Below are 18,678 nucleotides of genomic sequence, written 5' to 3'. Positions count from 1 at the left end.
GCGGTCTTTCGCTCAGTATTTCTTGCGCCGCGCCAGGCGGGCCGTGTTGCGCCGGCGCCCGGCATCGAGTTGGGCCTGGACGGCGCCGTCCGGCTCCTCGGAACCTTCGTCGCGCGCCAGCGCCTTGCGCAGATCCTCCGGATCGATGCGGACATATTCGGTGGCGCCGTCATGGGTGACATGCATCACCGTCGCGCAGCGCTTCCACACCGCGAAAGAGACCTCGTCGATCGTTTCCTCTTCGGTGTCGACGGTATAGGTTCCGGCGGGCTCGACGCGCTCGAAACCGTCCAGCACGAACGGACGGCGGAACGTCACGGTCCGGCTCAGCATGCGGGTCGGCATCTTTGGTCCTTCGGTCGGCGCCAGCGGCGGCAAGGCGCCGGAGCCGTATGCTCCATGCCCCGCCGCCGCGGTCTCCGGCAGGCCCACGCAAACTCGCGCAAACGGGGCCACTCGCGTGGCACGCCAGGCACGAGGCGACTGGTGCACGCCGGAAATCGAACCGTCTTTCGGGGAGGCAAGGATTTGCCGCGACTCCTCATATGGGCCTGCCCGGCCCTCATTACAAGGAAGACCGAGGCGTCCGGGCGCCGTTGTGCAGTGCAAACCGCGGTTTATCCGCGGGTGCATTGTAAATAAACTTCCAAACGACTATGATGTGGGCACGTGGTTCTTACGTCCCGTCAGACGAAGCGCTCCCGTCGATACGACCCGCCGTCCAAGCGCGCCGAACCTACCGGAAAACTTCTGACAGCTGATGCCTTCGTTCTTTCCGCGCCGGCCGCGCATGTGCGCGGACGGAATCTCTGTTGTCAGGAAATACTGCAATGACTATCGGTACCGTGAAGTTCTTCAACACCGCAAAGGGCTTCGGATTCATCGCGCCGGAAGGCGGCGGCAAGGACGTGTTCGTCCACGCCACCGCTGTCGAGGCGGCGGGCATGCGCTCGCTGGCCGAAGGCCAAAAGGTCTCGTTCGACATCCAGCCGGATGCGCGCGGCTCCAAGGCGGCCAATCTCAAGGCCGTCTGATGCGCCTGTGACGCTTCGAAGGGCCGGTGGCGGATGTCCGCCGCCGGCTCTTTTTTTCGACCACGGAGGTTTCATGCAGAAATCCGAACCCCGCCCCGGCGAGCGCGACGGCGCCCGCCGCCGGGCGCAAAATCATTTTGAACTCGCCGAAGCCCGCACCAACCTCGTCAAGCAGATGGTCGACGCCGAACGCAAGGCGCTCGATACCAAGACCGAGAAGCTCAAGGCGCTGCGCCTCGCCAAGGAAGAGGCCGACCGCCTCGAAGCGGCCAACGCGCCGCCGCCCGCGGCCAAGGCGCGCAAGACCAAAGCCGTCAAGGCCGTCTGAATACCGACGCGCCCTATTCCGCCGCGCGCGGGCCCGGCGGTTCGTAGCAGGCGCGGCAGCGCACCTGGTACTCGCCGGCGTCGCCGACCACGAGCTGCGCTTCGCCCGGCACGACGCGGTGGCTGATATAGCCGGCGTCGGAACCGCAGATCATGCAGACGCCGGTCAGCTTGTCGACCGTGTCGGCGATGGCCATCAGGCCCGGGATCGGCCCGAACGGGTTCTCCGCGAAGTCCATGTCGAGCCCGGCGACGATAATGCGCAAGGGCGTGGCGCGGCGCAGGCGCAGCAAGTCGCGGATGGCGCGGCCGAACCAGCCCAGGCTGTCGCGCATCGGCTCGTCCAGCGGGAAGAACTGCGCCTCGTCGACGGCGAGCACGTCGTAGTCCTCCGGGCCGGCGACGCGCCAGAAATCCTCCTCGCTGCCCACCAGGATGGCGGAGAGCTTGTCGGTGACCTCGGTGGTGCCGTCGGGATTGACCGCGCGCGCCGCGATGAAGCCCTGGGTGCGCGTGTCGTGCGCCGGCTTGACGATGCGCAGGCGCTTCCGGGCGTAGAGCGCGCGGTGCAGGCGCGCGATCAGAAGCTCGGTCTTGCCCGAGAACATCGGCCCGACGATGACTTCCAGCCGCGCCGTCATTGCATCGCCCACTATGCCTCACGGCGAAAATGCACGATTCAGCCGGACGGAAAAGGCCGGCCGGCGACTTGTCCCAAGGCTTTTGCGGCCGGCGTCAATGCGCCGAGGCGGTCAACCGGGGGCGGGGCGCGCTCTTGCGCGGCGGCGCCGCGTGGTGGAGCAGATGGCGCCCGCGCCTCATCGGCGCGGCCGGCACGCCGAAGCCGGCACGCGCTTCGGTATAGGTAAAGCCGACCGGACTGACGTCGCGGCTCACATGACCGATCGGCGTCGGTCTTCCCGTCGCTTCGATCTGGGGCGCCGGATGTTCCGCATGGGCGCTCGCGAATCCGGTCGCGGCAAGCCATGCGGCAACGGCAATGGCGGCGCGGATCAAGATCGTGAACTCCCGAAGCTGTGCTTGGGACGTAAACGATCCGCGGCCCCGCCCGTTCCGGCGCGCTAGCGATGTGCGGCGACGAGCGCGTCTTCGAGATCGCCGATCAGGTCGGCCGTCTCCTCGATGCCGACGGAAAGCCTGAGCAGGTCCCGGGGACAGGGCGTATCCGGGCCCTCGACGCTCGCCCGCTGCTCGATCAGGCTTTCGACGCCGCCGATGGAGGTGGCGCGTTTCCAAAGTTTCACGTTCGCGGCCGTGGCGATGGCGGCCGCCTCGCCGCCTTTCACGCGGATGGACAGCATGCCGCCGAAGCCGCCGATCATCTGCCGCGCCGCGATGTCATGGCCGGGGAAATTGGCCAGGCCCGGATAAAGCACGTCGAGCACCAGCGGATGGCCGCGGAAATGCTCGGCGAGAACCTGCGCGCTGGCGGCGGCGGCGCGCACGCGCGGGAACAGCGTGCGCATGCCGCGCAGGAGCAGCCAGGCCTCGAAAGTTCCCGGCACGCCGCCGAGCTGGCTGCGCAGCGTCTTGATCCGCGCCCAGGCCGCGTCTTCCCGGCGCGTGACCAGCGCGCCGCCGATCAGGTCGGAATGGCCGTTGAGATATTTCGTTGCCGAATGCATGACGATGTCGGCGCCAAGGTCGAGCGGCCGTGTGAACACCGGGGTCGCGACGGTCGAATCCACGGCGAGGCGCGCGCCGGCGGCATGGGCGATGTCGGCCATCGCCGCGAGATCGGTGATGTCCCAGGTCGGATTGGCCGGCGTCTCGGCCCAGACCAGTTTGGTGCGGCCGGGCCGCATCGCCGCCTTCACCGCGGCGGGATCGGTCATGTCGGCGAGGTCGACCTGAAGGCCCCAATCGGTGGCGAAGCCGAGCAGCCAGCGCCGCAGCAGCCAGTACATCACCTTCGGCGCCACGACATGATCGCCGGGCTTCAGCGCCAGGAACACCGCCGTCGCCGCCGCCATGCCGGAGGCGAACAGCGCCGCCGCCGCGCCGTTCTCCAGGCTGGCCAGCACGGCCTCGGCCTGGTCGTAGGTCGGGTTGTCGGCACGGGCATAGACACGGCCGGAGCGGTATTGGTTGTCCGGATCGCGGAGGAAGGTCGAGGAGGGATGCAGCGGCGGCGACACCGCGCGCGTCTTCTCGTCGATCCAGCCGAGCGCCTGGGCCGCGACCGTCGCGGGGCTCATCTTCGCGCGTCCATCATCCGCCATGCGGCGATGCTGGCACGCACCGGTTCAGGCGGCAACCGACGCGGATCGGGCGTCCTCGACCCCGGACGTCGTGAGCGTGGAAAGGCTCGCCTCGGGATCGGCGATGTCGGAGACCACCGGAAATTTCGCGGCCGCGATCCATCCCGCCGTCCACGGCTCCGCCTTGCGCGTTCCTCATCGCCGTGACGTTCGTCTCGCTCCCAGCGCGCGAGCCCCGTTTCCGCTGCGGCAACCAAAAAGATGCGATTTTCCGCTGGTGCGAGCCATCGGTCGCGGTGCTAAAACGGCGCCCGGAAAACCATCGGGAGTAACGTCATGAGTGAGGCTTATATCGTAGCGGCGGCGCGGACCGCCGGCGGCAAGCGCGGCGGCAAGCTGAAGGATTGGCATCCGGTCGATCTTGGCGCCAACGTCATCAATGCCTTGCTCGACCGTTCCGGCGCCGATCCTGATCTCGTCGAGGACGTGATCTGCGGCTGCGTCAGCCAGGTCGGCCAGCAGGCGATCAACGTCGCGCGCAACGCGGTGATGGCCTCGCGCCTGCCCGAGCATGTGCCGGGCACCTCGGTCGACCGCCAGTGCGGCTCCTCGCAACAATCGCTGCACTTCGCGGCGCAGGCGGTGATGTCGGGATCGATGGACGCGGTGATCGCGATGGGCATCGAGAGCATGACGCGCGTGCCGATGGGCGCTAGCGCCGCGCTGCCGATGCAGAACGGCATGGGCACCTATATGAGCCCGGGGCTGCAGGCGAAATATCCCAACATCCAGTTCAGCCAGTTCATGGGCGCCGAAATGATGGCGAGCAAGTACGGCCTCAACAAGGACCAGCTCGATCACTTCGGCTATGAGAGCCACAAGAAGGCAATCGCCGCGACCCAGGGCGGCAAGTTCAAGGACGAGATCGTGCCGCTGACGATCAAGGCCGAGGACGGCACGGAATCGCAGCACACCGCCGACGAGGGCATCCGTTTCGACGTGAGCTTGGACGGCATCAAGGGCGTGAAGCTGCTGCGCGAAGGCGGCGCGATCACGGCGGCGACCTCCTCGCAGATCTGCGACGGTGCGTCGGGCGTGCTGGTGGTCAACGAGAAGGGCCTGAAGGCGCTGGGCGTGAAGCCGCTGGCGCGCATCCATCACATGACGGTGATCGGCGGCGATCCGGTGATCATGCTGGAAGCCCCCCTGCCCGCCACCAAGCGCGCGCTGGAGAAGGCCGGCATGAAGGTCGGCGACATCGACCTGTTCGAGGTCAACGAAGCCTTTGCCTCCGTCCCCGTCGCCTGGCTGCAGCAGACCGGCGCCGATCCGGAGCGGCTGAACGTGAATGGCGGCGCGATCGCGCTCGGCCATCCGCTCGGCGCCTCGGGCACCAAGCTGATGACGACGCTTCTGTATGCGCTCAAGGATCGCGGCAAGAGGTGGGGCCTGCAGACGATGTGCGAAGGCGGCGGCCTCGCCAACGTCACGATCGTGGAGCGGCTGTAACCAATCCTCCTTTGACCGTCATGGCCGGGCTTGTCCCGGCCATCTATGAACACCCATGCGGCAGTCGTGAGCATGGATCCCCGGGACAGCCCGGGGATGACGGTGGAGAGAGCGAAGAACGATGGACCTCTCCTACTCCCCCGAATACGAAGTCTTCCGCGACGAGGTCCGCGACTTCGCGCGGGACTTCGGCGACCGCGCGCCGCCCGCCGGTGACGTCCGCGAATGGCAGACGCTGCTGATCGCGCACGGCTATGCCGCGCGCACCATCCCGAAGGACTATGGCGGCTACGGCGCCGCGCCCGACGTGCTGAAATCGCGCATCATCGCGGAGGAGTTCATCGCGGCCGGCCTGCCCATGGGCATGAGCGGCCAGGGCATTTCCATGCTGGTGCCGACGCTGCTCGAAGTCGGATCGGAAGAGCAGAAACGCAAATACATCGCGCCGACGCTGCGCGGCGAGATCGTGTGGTGCCAGGGCTATAGCGAGCCGGGCGCGGGGTCCGACCTCGCGGCACTCACGACGCGCGCGACGGAAGACGGCGACGATTTCATCATCAACGGCCAGAAGATCTGGACCTCGACCGCGGCACAGGCCGATATGATCTTCTGCCTGGTGCGGACCGAGCCCGATAAGCCCAAGCACGAGGGCATCTCCTATATCCTGTTCTCGATGAAGACGCCCGGCATCGAAGTGCGCCCGCTGGTGACGATGACCGGCCGCGCCGAGTTCAACGAGGTGTTCTTCACCGATGTGCGCGTGCCGAAATCCGGCGTCGTCGCGGGGCGGGGCCTCGGCTGGATGGTGGCGAACGCCACGCTGAAGCACGAGCGCGGCATGCTGGGCGATCCCAACCAAGCGGGCACGCGCCTCAAAGCCATCATCGAACTGATGAAGGAAGAGACCGTCGACGGAAGCCGCCTGATGGACAATCCGGTGTTCCGCGACCGGCTGCTGAAGCTCCAGGCCCGCGTGCACGCGATGGAATTCCACGGCCTGCGCCTTCTGACGTCGCGCCTGAAAGGCGAAGATCCAGGCGTTGCCGGACTGATCGTCAAGCTGATGGGCTGCGAACTCAATCACCAGCTCGCGGCTTTCGCGATCGACGCGCTGGGCGAACTCGGCATCCTCTATGGCGGCAGCCCGCATTTGCGCAACAACGGCAATTGGCAGTGGAACTATATGTTCGACCTTGGCCTGATCATCGGCGGCGGCACGGCGCAAATCCAGAAGAACATCATCGCCGAACGCGGCCTCGGCATGCCGCGCGAGCCGAAAGCGGCGAAGGCCTGACATGGAATTCGGCCTCACCTCCGAACAGACGATGATGCAGGAGAGCATCAACCGCACGCTGGAGCGCGAGTGCACCCTCGATCGCATACGCGACAGAGAACGCAGCCACTGGCAAATGTACTACATCATCAACGTTCTGTCCGAGCTTGGCGTCCCGGGCATCCTCATACCCGAGGAATATGGCGGCCTGGGCCTAGGATTGCTGGATGCTGCTTTGGTTGCGGAAGCGCTTGGAAGATATGTCGCCCCCATGCCGTTCGTCGGCAGTTATGTGATGGCACCGCTGGCATTGACTGGCGCGGGCTCGGAAAAACAGCAGCGGAAATATCTTTCTGGGCTCGCGACCGGCGAGCGCATCGCCGGCGTTGCTGTCAGCGAACAGGCCGGCGGCGCGCGAGACGGGGCAGGCATCACGGTGAAGAACGGCAAGCTCAGCGGAAAATCTCTTTTCGGTCTCGACTTCGAAGAGGCGAATTTTTTCATCGTTGCGGACAAATTCGGGGGCCTGCACGTCGTCGATGGATACGCCGCGGGCCTGGAAAAGGTGGTCCTCACTACCATCGATGTAACGCGCACGGTCGGCGTGCTGAATTTCGACGCCGTCGAGGCCGAGCCGCTGTCGTCGGGCAATCCGCAGGCGACGCTGGACCGCATGATCGACGCCGGGCGCATCATGCTCGCCGCCGATACGCTGGGCGCCGGCGGTCGCATGATCGAAAAGGCGGTCGATTACGCCAAGGAGCGCAAGCAGTTCGGCCGCGTCATCGGTTCGTTCCAGGCGGTCAAGCATCTGTGCGCCGAGATGGTCGCCGAACTCGAACCCTGCCGCGCGCTGATCTGGTACGCGGCCTACGCCTTCGACGCCTTCCCCGACCAGGCGCGGCGCATGGCGGCGCACGCCAAGGCGCACACCGCGGAAGTCGGCACCTTCGTCGCGCGCACCGCGACCGAGGTCCATGGCGGCATGGGCTTCACCGATTTGCTCGGCCTGCATTACTGGTTCAAACGCATCGGCTTCGACCGCCAAGCGCTGGGCGGCCCGGAAAAGAATCGCCACGACGCGGCGGTGGCGCAGGGCTGGATCGGGAATTAAAGTAGGCGTCCGCCGGACACCGACACGCGCCGCTCTTCCGTCACCGGCACGATGATCTCGGCATCGCATTCGACGGGCGATCCGTCGTCCGTCGCGGTTATCGCGATATCGACGGTATCTTGCGTGCACATCACGCGCACACGCCACAGCCGATAGCGGCCCTCGCGCCAGGCCTCGCTCTCGCCGTCGTCATCGAAGATCTCGGCTTCGAAGGCGCCTTCCGTCACGGGGAATATCTGGAAGCCGCGCTGGTCGACGCGCGCACCGAAATGCTGTTCGGCGGTGTTCAGGACGACGACACTGGCCTCGCGGGCGAAGAGCGGCGGACGGTCGAACGGCGCGGCACGCGTGACCGTCTGGCCGCCGTCGAACGCCTCGCTTGTCCACCAGTCGTACCAGCGCGCGCCGGCCGGCAGGTAGACCGCGCGGGCCGCGGCGCCGGGTTCGACGACCGGCGCGACCAGCAGCGCGCGGCCGAGCAGCATGTCGTCGTTCTCTTCCCAACAGCGCGGGTCGTCGGGAAAGTCGTGGAAAGTCGAACGGATGATCGGTTCGTAGTGCCGGGCATGGCGCCACATCAGATCGTAAAGATACGGCAGCAGCCGGTAGCGGAACTTGATCAGGTCGCGGACCTGCGGCGTAACCTCGGGATGCATCCAGGGCTCGTTCGCCGTGCGGTCGGTGTTCCAGGAATGGATCGAAAAGCGCGGCATGAAGATGCCGAAACCGACCCAGCGCGCGAACAGTTCCGCGTCCGGCCTGGGCCCGTCGAAGCCGCCGACGTCGTGGCCGGTGTTCGATACGCCCGACAGCGCCAGGCCGAGGCCCATCTTGATGTTGTATTTCAGCGTTTCCCAGCTCGTGTAGTTGTCGCCCGACCAGGTCTGGACATAGCGCTGCATGCCGGCGGCGCCGCTGCGGCTGACCAGGAAAGGGCGCGTGCCCGGCGCATGCGCCCGCTGGGCATCGCGCGAGGCGCGGATCATCTGCAGGGTCTGCAGCGGTTTCGTCGCGATGGCCGGCGCGAGCGTGCCGAAGCCGTGCGCCACCGCCCTCGGACTCACGATCTCGAACTCGTTGTTGTCGTTCCACGTGCCGGCCATGCCGACATCGAGCAATGCCGAGGTCACCTTTTCGCGCCACCACAGGATCGTCGCGGCGTTGGTGAAATCGAGATAGGCGCCGACCGCGCCCCAGAACTGCACCCATTCGGGCTCGCCCTGGCCGTCCATGATCAGCAGACCATTGGCGCGTGCCTCTTCGAACAAAGGATGGTCGGCGAGCAGCGCCGGCTTGATGTTGGGGATCAGCCGCACCCCCCTGTCGGCGTAGCTCTGCACGAAGGCGGCGGGATCGGGAAACTTGTCGCGGTTCCAATGGAAGACGTAGCGCTTGTCGCCGATGGACGTGTAGCCCGACGACAGATGAAACGAATCGCAAAGAATGTCGTGCTCTTCGCACTTGGCGATGAACTCCATCATCGCGGCCTGGGCGTCGGGTCGGTCGGTGTAGCTCATGGTCGAGCCGGAATAGCCCAGCGACCAGCGTGGCAGGAAGGCGGGACGGCCGGTGAGCCAGGTGTAGCGGCGCACGATCTCCGGGAGCGTGCCGGCGATCACGTAATAGTCGAGATCGCCATGGTCGGCGGTGAAGCCTCGGAACAGGCCGTGATAATTGCTGTGCTCGCAGCCCATGTCGAAGGTGCAGTCCGATAGCGTGTCATAGAACAGTCCCGCCGACGCGCCGTCTGCTTTTCGCGTGATATAGAACGGGATGTGCTTGTAGAGCGGATCGGTATTGCGCGCGCCGTAGCCCATCGCGTCGACGTTCGACAGGCGGAAGCGGCGGCCGGCGCGGTCCATCTCGCCGCTGCGCTCGCCCAGGCCGAAATATTTTTCCGCCGGATCGCGGACGAGATAGTGATGCACGCGTTCGTCCCACCAGCCGAAATTATAGGCCTGGGTCGGGCGGTCCTTCAGCAGCGGCGCGCCGCTCGCATCGGACCAGGAACAGAAAAACCCGCTCAAGCGGATCGAAAAAGCGAGCTTCGCGGTCTTGACGATCAGTTTGCCGTCGGCCTCTCGCAGATCGTATCGCGGCAGTGCAAATCCCGAGAGATCAAACCGGTCGCGGCCTTCGGCCGGAACGTCTTCCAGGCCGGGCGCGATGGCCCAGGTTTTCGGTTGCTTCAGTATGCCGTCCGGCAGCAGGAGGACACGGACGATATCGTCTTCCAGCACCAAGACATGCGCGACCGCATCGCCGTCACTGTCGAGGCGCAGATGATTGCCGTCGCGGGCGGCGAGGTGGAAGACCGGCGGCGATAAGAGCGTGCTCACCAGTTCGTCATACTACCATCCTCGAGCCGGTTCACAGGGAGGAAGGCGCGCTTGTAGGGATATTTCGCCGCCAGCGTCTCGTCGAGCTCGACGCCCAGGCCTGGCGCCTCGCCCGGATGCAGCATGCCGTTGGCGAACGTATAGGCGTGCGGGAAGACCGCGTCGGTCTCCTTGGTGTGCAGCATGTATTCCTGGATGCCGAAATTCGGCACCGAGAGGTCGAAATGCAGCGCCGCCGCCATGCATACCGGCGACAAGTCGGTGGCGCCATGGCTGCCGGTGCGCACGTGATAGAGATCGGCCAGGCTCGCGACACGCCGCAGATGGGTGATGCCGCCCGCATGTACCACGGTCATGCGGATGTAATCGATGAGTTGCTCCTCGATGAGCTGCTTGGCCTCCCAGATCGCATTGAACACCTCGCCGACCGCGAGCGGCGTGGTGGTGTGCTGGCGGATCAGGCGGAAGCCGGCCTGGTTCTCCGCCGCCACCGCGTCCTCCAGCCAGAACAGCTTGTAGGGTTCCAGGTCGCGGCCCAGCCGCCCGGCCTCGATCGGCGTCAGCCGGTGATGCACGTCGTGCAGCAGGTGGATGTCCCAGCCGAGCCTGTCGCGCGCCGCGGCGAACAGATCGGGCACCGTGCGCATATACTTGACCGTGGACCAGACGTTCTCGGTCGGCAGGTCGGCGTCGGCCGGCTCGTAATATTTCTTGTCCTTCGACACGCCATAGGTCGAGGCGAGGCCGGGGATACCCGATTGCAGACGGACGGCCTTATAGCCTTCTTCCTGATAGCGCAGCGCCTCGGCGACCGTTTCTTCGATCGTCTTGCCGTTGGCATGGCCGTAGACCATCACGCCCTCGCGGCAGGCGCCGCCGAGAAGCTGATACAGCGGCAGGCCGGCGACCTTGCCCTTGATGTCCCACAGCGCGGTGTCGACGGCGGCGATGGCCGACATCGTCACCGGCCCGCGCCGCCAATAGGCGCCGCGATAGAGATATTGCCAGATGTCCTCGATGCGGTGCGCGTCGCGCCCGATCAGGCAGGGGATGACGTGGTCGGTGAGATAGCTCGCGACCGAAAGCTCGCGGCCGTTCAGCGTCGCGTCGCCCAGGCCGGTGACGCCGTCCTCGGTCTCGATCTTCAGCGTGACGAAATTGCGGCCGGGCGAGGTGACGATGACGCGGGCGGAGCGGATCTTGGACATGGGACTCGCGAAGGTTAGAGCTTGTAGGCGGCCTTGGGCAGATTGTAGGCGAGATCGACGATCACGTCCTGGGCTTCGTCCTCGTCCAGCCGGTGGCTGGCGACCAGTTCGGCGAGATAGGCCGCATCGATGCGCCGCGCCAGATCGTGCCGCGCCGGAATGGAGAAGAAGGCGCGGGTGTCGTCGTTGAAGCCCACCGTGTTGTAGAAGCCGGCGGTTTCCGTCACCTGGCGGCGGAAGCGCAGCATGCCTTCCGGCGAATCGTGGAACCACCAGGCCGGCCCGAGCTTCAGGGCCGGATAGTGGCCGGCGAGCGGCGCCAGCTCGCGGGCGTAATTCGTCTCGTCCAGCGTGAACAGGATGATCGTCAGATCGGCGTGGTTGCCGACCCGGTCGAGCAGCGGCTTGAGCGCATTTACATAATCGGTGCGCATCGGGATGTCGGCGCCCATGTTCGGGCCGTATTTCGCGAACAGCGCGGGATTGTGGTTGCGCCAGACGCCCGGATGGATCTGCATCGTCATGCCGTCGTCACACGACATCTTGGCCATCTCGGTCAGCATCGCGGCGCGGAACAGCTCGGCGTCGCCGGGCTCGCGCTTGCCGCGCAGCAGCCGGTCGAGCAGGGCCTGGCCCTCCCGGTCCGAAAGATCGGCCGTCGCCGCCGTCGGATGGCCGTGATCGGTCGCGGTGGCGCCGTGGCTGCGGAAAAATGCCCGGCGTGTCCGATGCGCCGCGAGATAGCCGGCCCAGGTCGCGGTGTCCTCCCGGGTCAGCGCACCGAAGATTTCCACGCTGGCGTCGAACTCCGGCTTGTCCGCGTCGATCACGTCGTCGGGGCGATAGGTCGTCACCACATGGCCCGGCCAGTCGCGCGCGATCGCGTCGTGATCGGCCAGCGTGTCCAGCGCGCCCTCGGTGGTGGCGATTTTCTCGATGTTGAAGCGCGCGAACAGCGCGCGCGGCCGGAAGGCCGGCGTCGCCAGCGCGGCGTCGATGGTGTCGTAATAGAGGTCGGCGGTGTCCGCGCTCAGCCGCACGTCGATGCCGAAGACGGTGGAAAACACATGGTCGAGCCACAGCCGCGACGGCGTGCCGCGAAACGCGGCGTAGTGCGAAGCAAACAGCTTCCACGCCGCGCGGCGGTCGGCGTTTGGATTGCGGAAAACCAGAGCCTCCAGCGCGACGCCCCGGGAATAGAGCATCCGTATCACATAGTGATCGGGCCACAGGAACAGGCTGGTCGCATCCTCGAACGGCGCGTCGGTCGCGAACCATCTGGGATCGGTATGGCCGTGCGGCGACAGGATCGGGAGTTTTTCCACTCTGGCGAACAGCGCGCGCGCGACGGCGCGCGTCGCCGGATCGGGCGGAAAGAAACGGTCGGGATGCAGCTTCAGCGGCGTCATCAGCGGATCACGCGGGCGCCCTTGCCCTTCATCACCGCTTCGACTTCCTTGGCGTTGACCATGGACGTGTCGCCGGGCGTGGTCATGGCGAGCGCGCCGTGCGCCGCGCCGTATTCCACCGCCGCCTGCGGACCCTTGCCTTCCAGGAAGCCATAGGCGAGGCCGGAGGCGAAACCGTCGCCGCCGCCGACGCGGTCGTAGATTTCCAGATTCTCGCGCATCATCGACTGGAAGAATTCGCCGCCGGCATAGAGGATCGCCGACCAGTCGTTGAAGGTCGCGGTCTTCGCGTTGCGCAGCGTCGTCGCCGCGACTTTGAAGTTCGGATAGTCCTTCACCGCCGTCAGGATCATCTTCTTGAAATTCGCGGGATCGATGGCGGAGATGTGCTCGTCCATGCCCTCGACCTCGAAGCCGAGGCAGGCGGTGAAATCCTCCTCATTGCCGATCATCACATCGACGTATTTCGCAATGTGCCGGTTGATCTTGCGCGCGCCCTCCTGCCCGCCCTGGCTCTTCCACAGCGAGGCGCGGTAGTTGAGGTCGTAGGAGACGATGGTGCCGTGCTTGCGCGCGGCTTCCACCGCCTCGATCACCGCTTCGCTCGTGTTGGGCGCAAGCGCCGCGAAGATGCCGCCGGTGTGGAACCAGCGCACGCCTTCCTCGCCGAAGATCTTCTCCCAGTTCACTTCGCCGGGCCGGATCTGCGAGGCGGCCGAATTGGCGCGGTCGGAACAGCCCAGCGCGGCGCGGATGCCGAAGCCTTTCTCGGTGAAGTTCAGCCCGACGCGGGTGTTGCGGCCGATGCCGTCATGCTCGCGCCAGATGACGTGGCTCATGTCCACGCCGCCTTGGCAGATGAAATCCTCCACCAGCCAGCCGAGATCGTTGACCGGCAGCGCGGTCACCACAGCAGCGCGCTTGCCCCAGCATTTGCGCATGGCGCGGGCGACGTTGTATTCGCCGCCGCCTTCCCACACGGTGAACTGCCGGCTGTTGCGCACCCGGCCGAAACCGGGATCGAAGCGCAGCATCACCTCGCCGAAGGAGACGCAGTCCCATTTGCAGTCCTTGGCGGGACGGATGTTCAGGATATCGGCCATCACTTGCTTCCACGGATCTCTTTGATCAGACGCACGGTATCGCGGACCTTCTTCTCGATGCCGTCATAGTCCTTGGCGTCGAGCAGCTTCTTGCTGATGAGGTTGGAGCCGATGCCCGCCGCGACGATCCCGGCGCCGAACCATTCGCGCAACGACGCCTCGGTCGCCTCGACCCCGCCGGTCGGCATGATCTTGGTCCAGGGCATGGGCCCCAGCACCGCCTTGACGAAGGCGGGGCCGCCGACGCTCCCGCCTGGGAAGACCTTGACGATCTCGCAGCCCAGCTCCTGCGCCTCGGAGATCTCCGTCGCGCTGCCGCAGCCGGGGCTGTAGGGAATGCCGCGGCGGTTGCACAGGCGCGCCACCTCCGGATTGGTCATCGGTCCCACGACGAAATTGGCTCCATTGGCGATGTAGAGGCCGGCGGTCGGAGCATCGACCACCGACCCAACCCCCATGATAACGCTACCATCGGTTTTCGCAAAATGTCGGGTCACCTCCAGGAAAACATGCGCGGCGAAGTCGCCGCGATTGGTGAATTCGATGCACTTCGCGCCGCCATTGGCGCAGGCCTGGATGACCTTCGCGCAGACCTCCACGTCGGGGTGGTAGAACACCGGGATCACTCCCTGGTCGATGATGGCGGTGAGCACTTTCAGCCGGTCTCTGGCCATTTCCGTCCCTCGATGCGTGCAAGCGGCCGGCACATTGCCAGCCCCCGCTTCATATTTCGAGCATGGTAACCGGTATCAGTTTGTCGAGCACCGCTCGGCCGGAAAAAGGGGGCCGGAGCCTCAATGCCCGATCAGGTGGGTTGCCCAGCCCTTCCAGAACGGGGCCAGATTATAGAGATAGGTTGCCGTGAGTTGCAGCGCCGCCGCCCAGGCCGCGCCACCCACATAAGCCGGATGGAGCCGCTTGCGGGTGACGAGGTCGTAGGCGCCGAGCGAGAGGATCAGGAGGTCCGGCAGAAGGAAACCCTCGGCCAGGAACGGCCAGAACCCGTCATAGGCGCCCATCATCTTGCCGATGGCGACTCCCAGCCAGCGGGCGAAGCCGGCATCGGAGATGTAAAGCGTCGCCAGCAGCATCAGCCGCTTATGCGCGGACGGATCGTTGCGCTTCAGAAATGCGGCGGTGACGAGGATCGCAAACGCGACGATGTCGGTGAGCTGCACCGCCAGGAAGGCGGGATCGCCGTCCTTGGTGCCGAAGTGAAGGCGCTGCATGACGATCGCGGTCGCGGGCCCGATCACGACCATGAAGGCGGCCAGCCCCATCATCCAGATGCCGAGCCGGGCATGAAGCTGCGGGCGCCTGCGGCGGATCAGCAGCACCTGCGCCGTCAGCAGCACCAGCCAGCCCACGAAGGCGACCGCATGGACGTGCACGATCCACGGATAGGGCGGGGCGCCGCTGCGGAGGCGATCGGCGATCTGGCCGCCGAAGCCCATCAGGATGCCGACCCAGATGGCCAGCACCAGCGCGAGGAAGAAATTGCGATCCCACCTGTGGTATGGCGCGAACGGCGCGCCGCGCACAGGCGCCGCGCCCATGACGGTATCGCTCATGCTGAAGCCCCCACTTCGACAGCGGACTTCTACCGCGCCGCCCGGACGCCGTCGACCGTCGGGCGACGACGGCCGGACATTTTGCGGGGCTAGCGCGTCGACATCCCGCCGTCGATGACGAGCTCACTCCCGGTCACGTAGCGCGACTCGTCGCTGGCGAGGTAGAGCACGCCCTGCGCGATATCCTCGGGCACGCCCTTCTTGCCGATCGGCACGGCCATTTCGGAAATCTGGTCGAGGTTCGGCGCATTGGCGCCGGCGCCGCCGGGCACGATGCCGGCCCAGATCGGGGTTTCGATGATGCCCGGGTGAATGGAGTTCACCCTTACATTGTCACGTGCCGCGCCGCACTCCAGCGCCACCGCCTTGGTGAACAGCCGCACACCGCCCTTGGTGGCGCAATAGCCGGCCAGCGTCGGCGATCCCTTGAGCCCCGCCAGCGAGGAGATGTTGATGATGGAACCGCCGCCGCTCGCCCGCAGCAGCGGCAGGCAATGCTTCACGCCCAGGAACACGCCGTCGAGATTGATCGCGGTCTGCCGCCGCCAATCGGCCAGCGTCATCGTCAGCACCGAGCCGGCGATGGCGATGCCGGCATTGTTGACCAGGATGTCGAGCCGGCCGAATTTCGCCTTGACCGCGGCGGCGACGCTTTCCCAGGCCTCTTCGCTGGCGACGTCGTGGTGCAGGTAGATCGCCTCGCCGCCGGACTTCGCGATCGCGCCGCCGACATCCTTGCCCTGGTCGTCCTGGATATCGGTGACGGCGACCTTGGCGCCTTCCCTGGCAAGCAGGAGCGCGCTCGCCCGCCCGATGCCGCTGGCCCCGCCGGTGACGAGAGCGACCTTTCCCTTGACGCGATCTGCCATGAACCAGCCCTTCCTAAGTCGATTTCAAACCGGCCTCTTTGCGGGCCGCGGGGGCGATAGTGGAAGCCTGTAACGAAACCGGCAACTGCGGCGAATTCGGTTCATGGGACTGCTATGGTCCCGGCGCCCCATCGGGATCAGCCATGACGGACGCAACCCAATCGTTGCCGCAAGGGAAAGTCGGCGAGGACATGGTCATCGACCGCATCCGCGCCGCGCTGCATCTGCCGCCGCGCGGGCCGCGCCCGCCGACCTATCTTTTTTACCGGCACACGGTGCCGGTGCGCCTGCTGCATTGGATCAATGCCGTCTGCATGCTGGTCATGCTGATGACCGGTCTTCAGATCTTCAACGCCCATCCCGCGCTCTATTGGGGGATCACATCCCACTTCGACCGCCCGATCCTGGCGATGACCGCGCAGGGCACCAGCGAGCATTTCTGGGGCGTGACGCAGATCGGCCCCTGGACGTTCAACACCGACGGCGTGTTCGGCGCCTCGGACACCGACGGCGTCAAGACGGTGCGCGGCTTCCCGGCCTGGGCGACGATCCCGAGCGCCTCGCCCAGCCTGGCGCTCGGCCGGCTCTGGCACTTCGCCTTCGCCTGGCTGCTCGTGGTCAACGCCGTCGCCTATTTCGCCTATGCGTTCTGGAGCGGCCATTTCACCAAGGAATTGCTGCCGACGAAGAAGGATTTCACCGGCCTGCCGCACGAGATCGTCACCCACGCCAAGCTGCAATTCCCCAAGGGCGAGGCGGCCAAGCACTACAACGGCCTTCAGCGCCTGACCTATTTCTTCGTGCTGTGCGTGCTGGGACCGTTGATCGTGCTGACCGGCCTCACCATGTCGCCGATGATGGACAGCGCCTTTCCCTTCCTGCTCTGGGTGTTCGGCGGCCGGCAGAGCGCGCGCACCCTCCATTTCATCGTCGCGTTCTCCTTCCTGGGCTTCTTCTTCGTCCATATGGCGGCGCTGATCGCGTCGGCGCCGCTCAACGGCCTGCGCTCCATGATCACCGGCTACTTCGCGATCGAGAAGGAGAGGAGCGATGTCTGACCGCGCCTCGCGCCGCGGCGTGCTCGTGCGCGGCACGGCCGCGCTCGCCACGCTGGTGCTGGCCGGCTGCACCGGCATCGCGGACGCGCCCTGGGCGGTGAACCTGCTGGGCGAGGTCGAGAAGCTGACGCGGCGCGCCCAATTGCTGTTCGCCGGCGGCCATGCGCTGGCGCCGGAGTTCGCCAAGGCCGACATCGCGGCGGTGTTCCGGCCCAACGGCACGCTCAACCCCAACACCAACGACTACAACGTCCACCTGTCCCAGGGCTTCAAGGACTGGATCATCCCGGTCGGCGGCTTGGTCAGGAACCCGCTCAAGCTGTCGCTCGCCGATATCCGCAAATTCCCGCCGCGCACCCAGATCACACGCCACGATTGCGTCGAGGGCTGGAGCTGCATCGGGCAATGGACCGGCGCGCCGCTGGCCGCCATCCTCGCCTTGGCCGGGCCGAAGCCGGAGGCGCGCTATGTCGTGTTCTATTGCGCCGATCCGATGGGGACGGAGGATGTTGACGCCCAAGGAAATCTCATTCCCCCTCCGTTCTATTATGAGAGCCTCGACCTGCTCGAGGCGACTCATCCACAGACGATTCTTGCCTATGAATTGAACGGCGAGGCCCTGCCGGTCGCGAACGGCGCCCCGATCCGGGTGCGCGCGGAGCGCCAACTTGGCTATAAAATGCCCAAATATGTGCAGCGGATCGATCTGGTCGCGAGCTACGACCGGATCGGCGGCGGCAAGGGCGGGTACTGGGAGGATCAGGGCTATCAGTGGTATGGCGGCATTTGAATAAAACTGCTTTCTTTTGGCGCATTGTCGCGGCCCCTTGTCGGTCGGGGGCACCAATCCCAATATGTTGAGTTATATTCGGAACTGAGATCGATTCTGCCAATGCATGGGTATGGGGCAATGACGCGTATTCCTTCCTTCCTCGCGGTTCTGTCGCTGGCCGCCGCACTGTCCGGCTGCGCCACCACCGACCCGACCGGTCAAAACGACCCTTATGAGCAGACCAATCGGCAGATTTTCGACTTCGATCACTCGGTCGATCATGCGGTCGCCCGCCCCGTCGCGGTGTTCTACAACCACGTGACGCCGGGCTTCGTGCGCGACGGCATCCACAACTTCCTGTCGAACCTGGATTCGCCGGTGATCTTCGCCAACGACCTGTTGCAGGGCGAGACCACCCGGGGCAGCGAGACGCTCGGCCGCGCCGTCCTCAATTCCACACTCGGAGTGGGGGGTGTGTTCGATGTCGCCGCCAGGATGGGCATTCCCGGCCATGGCGAGGATTTCGGCCAGACGCTGGCGGTATGGGGCGCCGATGAGGGGCCCTATCTCGTGCTGCCGCTGGCCGGCCCCAGCAATCCGCGCGATGTCGTCGGCATCGGCGGCGACGTCGCGCTGGACCCCTTCACCTACCTGAAGTGGAACAACTCGACCCTCTTTTCGATGATCCGCGCCGGCTCGGAGATCGTCGATCTCAGGGCGCGCAATGTCGACAATCTGGACCAGATCGAGCGGACCTCGGTCGACCTCTACGCCACGACGCGCAGCCTCTATCGCCAGCACCGCAACGCCGAAATCCGCAACGGCGCGCCGGACACCGAGAACCTGCCGAATTTGTGACCTCTCCCGCTT

Annotated in this window: 19 protein-coding genes; 8 read left to right on the top strand and 11 right to left on the bottom strand. The window is 65.9% G+C overall.

Going from position 1 to position 18,678, the window contains the following annotated elements:
* Positions 1–12: 12 nt before the first annotated feature.
* Complete coding sequence (locus WDM86_12410; GenBank protein MEI9990833.1) at positions 13–432, bottom strand: hypothetical protein; 420 nt, start codon at positions 430–432, stop codon at positions 13–15.
* Between the two features lie 398 nt (positions 433–830).
* Here WDM86_12410 and WDM86_12405 point away from each other — a divergent pair, with 398 nt between their 5' ends.
* Both WDM86_12405 and WDM86_12400 read left to right on the top strand, forming a co-directional pair.
* Positions 831–1,034 (top strand): cold-shock protein, encoded by a 204-nt coding sequence (locus tag WDM86_12405; GenBank protein MEI9990832.1) that lies wholly within the window; start codon positions 831–833, stop codon positions 1,032–1,034.
* A 73-nt stretch (positions 1,035–1,107) separates the two neighbouring features.
* Positions 1,108–1,362, top strand: coding sequence for a hypothetical protein (locus WDM86_12400; protein ID MEI9990831.1), 255 nt, complete (start codon positions 1,108–1,110; stop codon positions 1,360–1,362).
* 13 nt (positions 1,363–1,375) lie between these two features.
* Here the strand turns inward: WDM86_12400 and WDM86_12395 are convergent, their stop codons facing one another.
* From WDM86_12395 to WDM86_12385, 3 genes are all read right to left on the bottom strand, one after another.
* The gene (locus WDM86_12395) at positions 1,376–2,002 is read right to left on the bottom strand and encodes a hypothetical protein (GenBank protein MEI9990830.1); all 627 of its coding nucleotides are present in this window, start codon (positions 2,000–2,002) and stop codon (positions 1,376–1,378) included.
* A gap of 94 nt (positions 2,003–2,096) precedes the next feature.
* Positions 2,097–2,378, bottom strand: coding sequence for a hypothetical protein (locus tag WDM86_12390; protein MEI9990829.1), 282 nt, complete (start codon positions 2,376–2,378; stop codon positions 2,097–2,099).
* 65 nt (positions 2,379–2,443) lie between these two features.
* Entirely contained in the window at positions 2,444–3,580 is a 1,137-nt protein-coding gene (locus tag WDM86_12385) for a PLP-dependent aspartate aminotransferase family protein (protein ID MEI9990828.1), read from the bottom strand.
* Between the two features lie 339 nt (positions 3,581–3,919).
* Here WDM86_12385 and WDM86_12380 point away from each other — a divergent pair, with 339 nt between their 5' ends.
* The 3 genes from WDM86_12380 to WDM86_12370 all read left to right on the top strand — a co-directional run bounded on the left by WDM86_12380 (position 3,920) and on the right by WDM86_12370 (position 7,479).
* Positions 3,920–5,092 (top strand): acetyl-CoA C-acetyltransferase, encoded by a 1,173-nt coding sequence (locus WDM86_12380; protein ID MEI9990827.1) that lies wholly within the window; start codon positions 3,920–3,922, stop codon positions 5,090–5,092.
* 121 nt (positions 5,093–5,213) lie between these two features.
* Complete coding sequence (locus WDM86_12375; GenBank protein ID MEI9990826.1) at positions 5,214–6,386, top strand: acyl-CoA dehydrogenase family protein; 1,173 nt, start codon at positions 5,214–5,216, stop codon at positions 6,384–6,386.
* A gap of 1 nt (position 6,387) precedes the next feature.
* A complete protein-coding gene (locus WDM86_12370) occupies positions 6,388–7,479 on the top strand; it encodes an acyl-CoA dehydrogenase family protein (protein MEI9990825.1) in 1,092 nt (363 codons plus the stop codon).
* Here the strand turns inward: WDM86_12370 and WDM86_12365 are convergent.
* The 7 genes from WDM86_12365 to WDM86_12335 all read right to left on the bottom strand — a co-directional run bounded on the left by WDM86_12365 (position 7,476) and on the right by WDM86_12335 (position 15,978).
* A complete protein-coding gene (locus WDM86_12365) occupies positions 7,476–9,818 on the bottom strand; it encodes a glycoside hydrolase family 31 protein (protein ID MEI9990824.1) in 2,343 nt (780 codons plus the stop codon). The genes WDM86_12370 and WDM86_12365 overlap by 4 nt on opposite strands.
* The gene (gene manD, locus WDM86_12360) at positions 9,815–11,026 is read right to left on the bottom strand and encodes a D-mannonate dehydratase ManD (protein ID MEI9990823.1); all 1,212 of its coding nucleotides are present in this window, start codon (positions 11,024–11,026) and stop codon (positions 9,815–9,817) included. The genes WDM86_12365 and manD overlap by 4 nt, the downstream gene beginning before the upstream one ends.
* Positions 11,027–11,040: 14 nt before the next feature.
* On the bottom strand, positions 11,041–12,435 hold the full coding sequence (gene uxaC, locus WDM86_12355) for a glucuronate isomerase (GenBank protein MEI9990822.1): 1,395 nt from the start codon (positions 12,433–12,435) through the stop codon (positions 11,041–11,043).
* Entirely contained in the window at positions 12,435–13,538 is a 1,104-nt protein-coding gene (locus WDM86_12350; GenBank protein MEI9990821.1) for a sugar kinase, read from the bottom strand. The genes uxaC and WDM86_12350 overlap by 1 nt, the downstream gene beginning before the upstream one ends.
* Positions 13,538–14,212 (bottom strand): bifunctional 4-hydroxy-2-oxoglutarate aldolase/2-dehydro-3-deoxy-phosphogluconate aldolase, encoded by a 675-nt coding sequence (locus WDM86_12345; GenBank protein MEI9990820.1) that lies wholly within the window; start codon positions 14,210–14,212, stop codon positions 13,538–13,540. Before WDM86_12345 ends, WDM86_12350 begins: the two co-directional genes overlap by 1 nt.
* A gap of 120 nt (positions 14,213–14,332) precedes the next feature.
* Positions 14,333–15,109, bottom strand: coding sequence for a hypothetical protein (locus WDM86_12340; protein MEI9990819.1), 777 nt, complete (start codon positions 15,107–15,109; stop codon positions 14,333–14,335).
* Positions 15,110–15,198: 89 nt separating this feature from the next.
* Positions 15,199–15,978, bottom strand: a complete 780-nt coding sequence (locus tag WDM86_12335; GenBank protein ID MEI9990818.1) for a glucose 1-dehydrogenase — start codon at positions 15,976–15,978, stop codon at positions 15,199–15,201.
* 143 nt (positions 15,979–16,121) lie between these two features.
* Here WDM86_12335 and WDM86_12330 point away from each other — a divergent pair, with 143 nt between their 5' ends.
* From WDM86_12330 to WDM86_12320, 3 genes are all read left to right on the top strand, one after another.
* A complete protein-coding gene (locus WDM86_12330) occupies positions 16,122–17,036 on the top strand; it encodes a cytochrome b/b6 domain-containing protein (protein ID MEI9990817.1) in 915 nt (304 codons plus the stop codon).
* Positions 17,029–17,826 carry a molybdopterin-dependent oxidoreductase gene (locus WDM86_12325; protein MEI9990816.1) on the top strand — a complete coding sequence of 266 codons (798 nt, stop codon included), beginning with the start codon at positions 17,029–17,031 and terminating at the stop codon, positions 17,824–17,826. Before WDM86_12330 ends, WDM86_12325 begins: the two co-directional genes overlap by 8 nt.
* Before the next feature lie 120 nt (positions 17,827–17,946).
* Positions 17,947–18,666, top strand: a complete 720-nt coding sequence (locus tag WDM86_12320) for a VacJ family lipoprotein (protein ID MEI9990815.1) — start codon at positions 17,947–17,949, stop codon at positions 18,664–18,666.
* Positions 18,667–18,678 lie beyond the last annotated feature (12 nt).

The organism is Rhizomicrobium sp. (assembly GCA_037200045.1).
Lineage (GTDB): Bacteria > Pseudomonadota > Alphaproteobacteria > Micropepsales > Micropepsaceae > Rhizomicrobium.
The sequence above is the reverse complement of the archived record's forward strand: the minus strand, read 5'-3'. Positions and strand labels throughout refer to the sequence as shown.

Coding starts and splice junctions, on each gene's coding strand:
- WDM86_12330 (MEI9990817.1), top strand. CDS start 16,122: ATGACGGACGCAACCCAATCGTTGCCGCAAGGGAAAGTCGGCGAGGAC.
- WDM86_12370 (MEI9990825.1), top strand. CDS start 6,388: ATGGAATTCGGCCTCACCTCCGAACAGACGATGATGCAGGAGAGCATC.
- WDM86_12400 (MEI9990831.1), top strand. CDS start 1,108: ATGCAGAAATCCGAACCCCGCCCCGGCGAGCGCGACGGCGCCCGCCGC.
- WDM86_12385 (MEI9990828.1), bottom strand. CDS start 3,580: ATGAGCCCCGCGACGGTCGCGGCCCAGGCGCTCGGCTGGATCGACGAG.
- WDM86_12345 (MEI9990820.1), bottom strand. CDS start 14,212: ATGGCCAGAGACCGGCTGAAAGTGCTCACCGCCATCATCGACCAGGGA.
- WDM86_12335 (MEI9990818.1), bottom strand. CDS start 15,978: ATGGCAGATCGCGTCAAGGGAAAGGTCGCTCTCGTCACCGGCGGGGCC.
- WDM86_12340 (MEI9990819.1), bottom strand. CDS start 15,109: ATGAGCGATACCGTCATGGGCGCGGCGCCTGTGCGCGGCGCGCCGTTC.
- WDM86_12320 (MEI9990815.1), top strand. CDS start 17,947: ATGACGCGTATTCCTTCCTTCCTCGCGGTTCTGTCGCTGGCCGCCGCA.
- WDM86_12380 (MEI9990827.1), top strand. CDS start 3,920: ATGAGTGAGGCTTATATCGTAGCGGCGGCGCGGACCGCCGGCGGCAAG.
- manD (MEI9990823.1), bottom strand. CDS start 11,026: ATGTCCAAGATCCGCTCCGCCCGCGTCATCGTCACCTCGCCCGGCCGC.
- WDM86_12395 (MEI9990830.1), bottom strand. CDS start 2,002: ATGACGGCGCGGCTGGAAGTCATCGTCGGGCCGATGTTCTCGGGCAAG.
- WDM86_12325 (MEI9990816.1), top strand. CDS start 17,029: ATGTCTGACCGCGCCTCGCGCCGCGGCGTGCTCGTGCGCGGCACGGCC.
- WDM86_12350 (MEI9990821.1), bottom strand. CDS start 13,538: ATGGCCGATATCCTGAACATCCGTCCCGCCAAGGACTGCAAATGGGAC.
- WDM86_12405 (MEI9990832.1), top strand. CDS start 831: ATGACTATCGGTACCGTGAAGTTCTTCAACACCGCAAAGGGCTTCGGA.
- uxaC (MEI9990822.1), bottom strand. CDS start 12,435: ATGACGCCGCTGAAGCTGCATCCCGACCGTTTCTTTCCGCCCGATCCG.
- WDM86_12375 (MEI9990826.1), top strand. CDS start 5,214: ATGGACCTCTCCTACTCCCCCGAATACGAAGTCTTCCGCGACGAGGTC.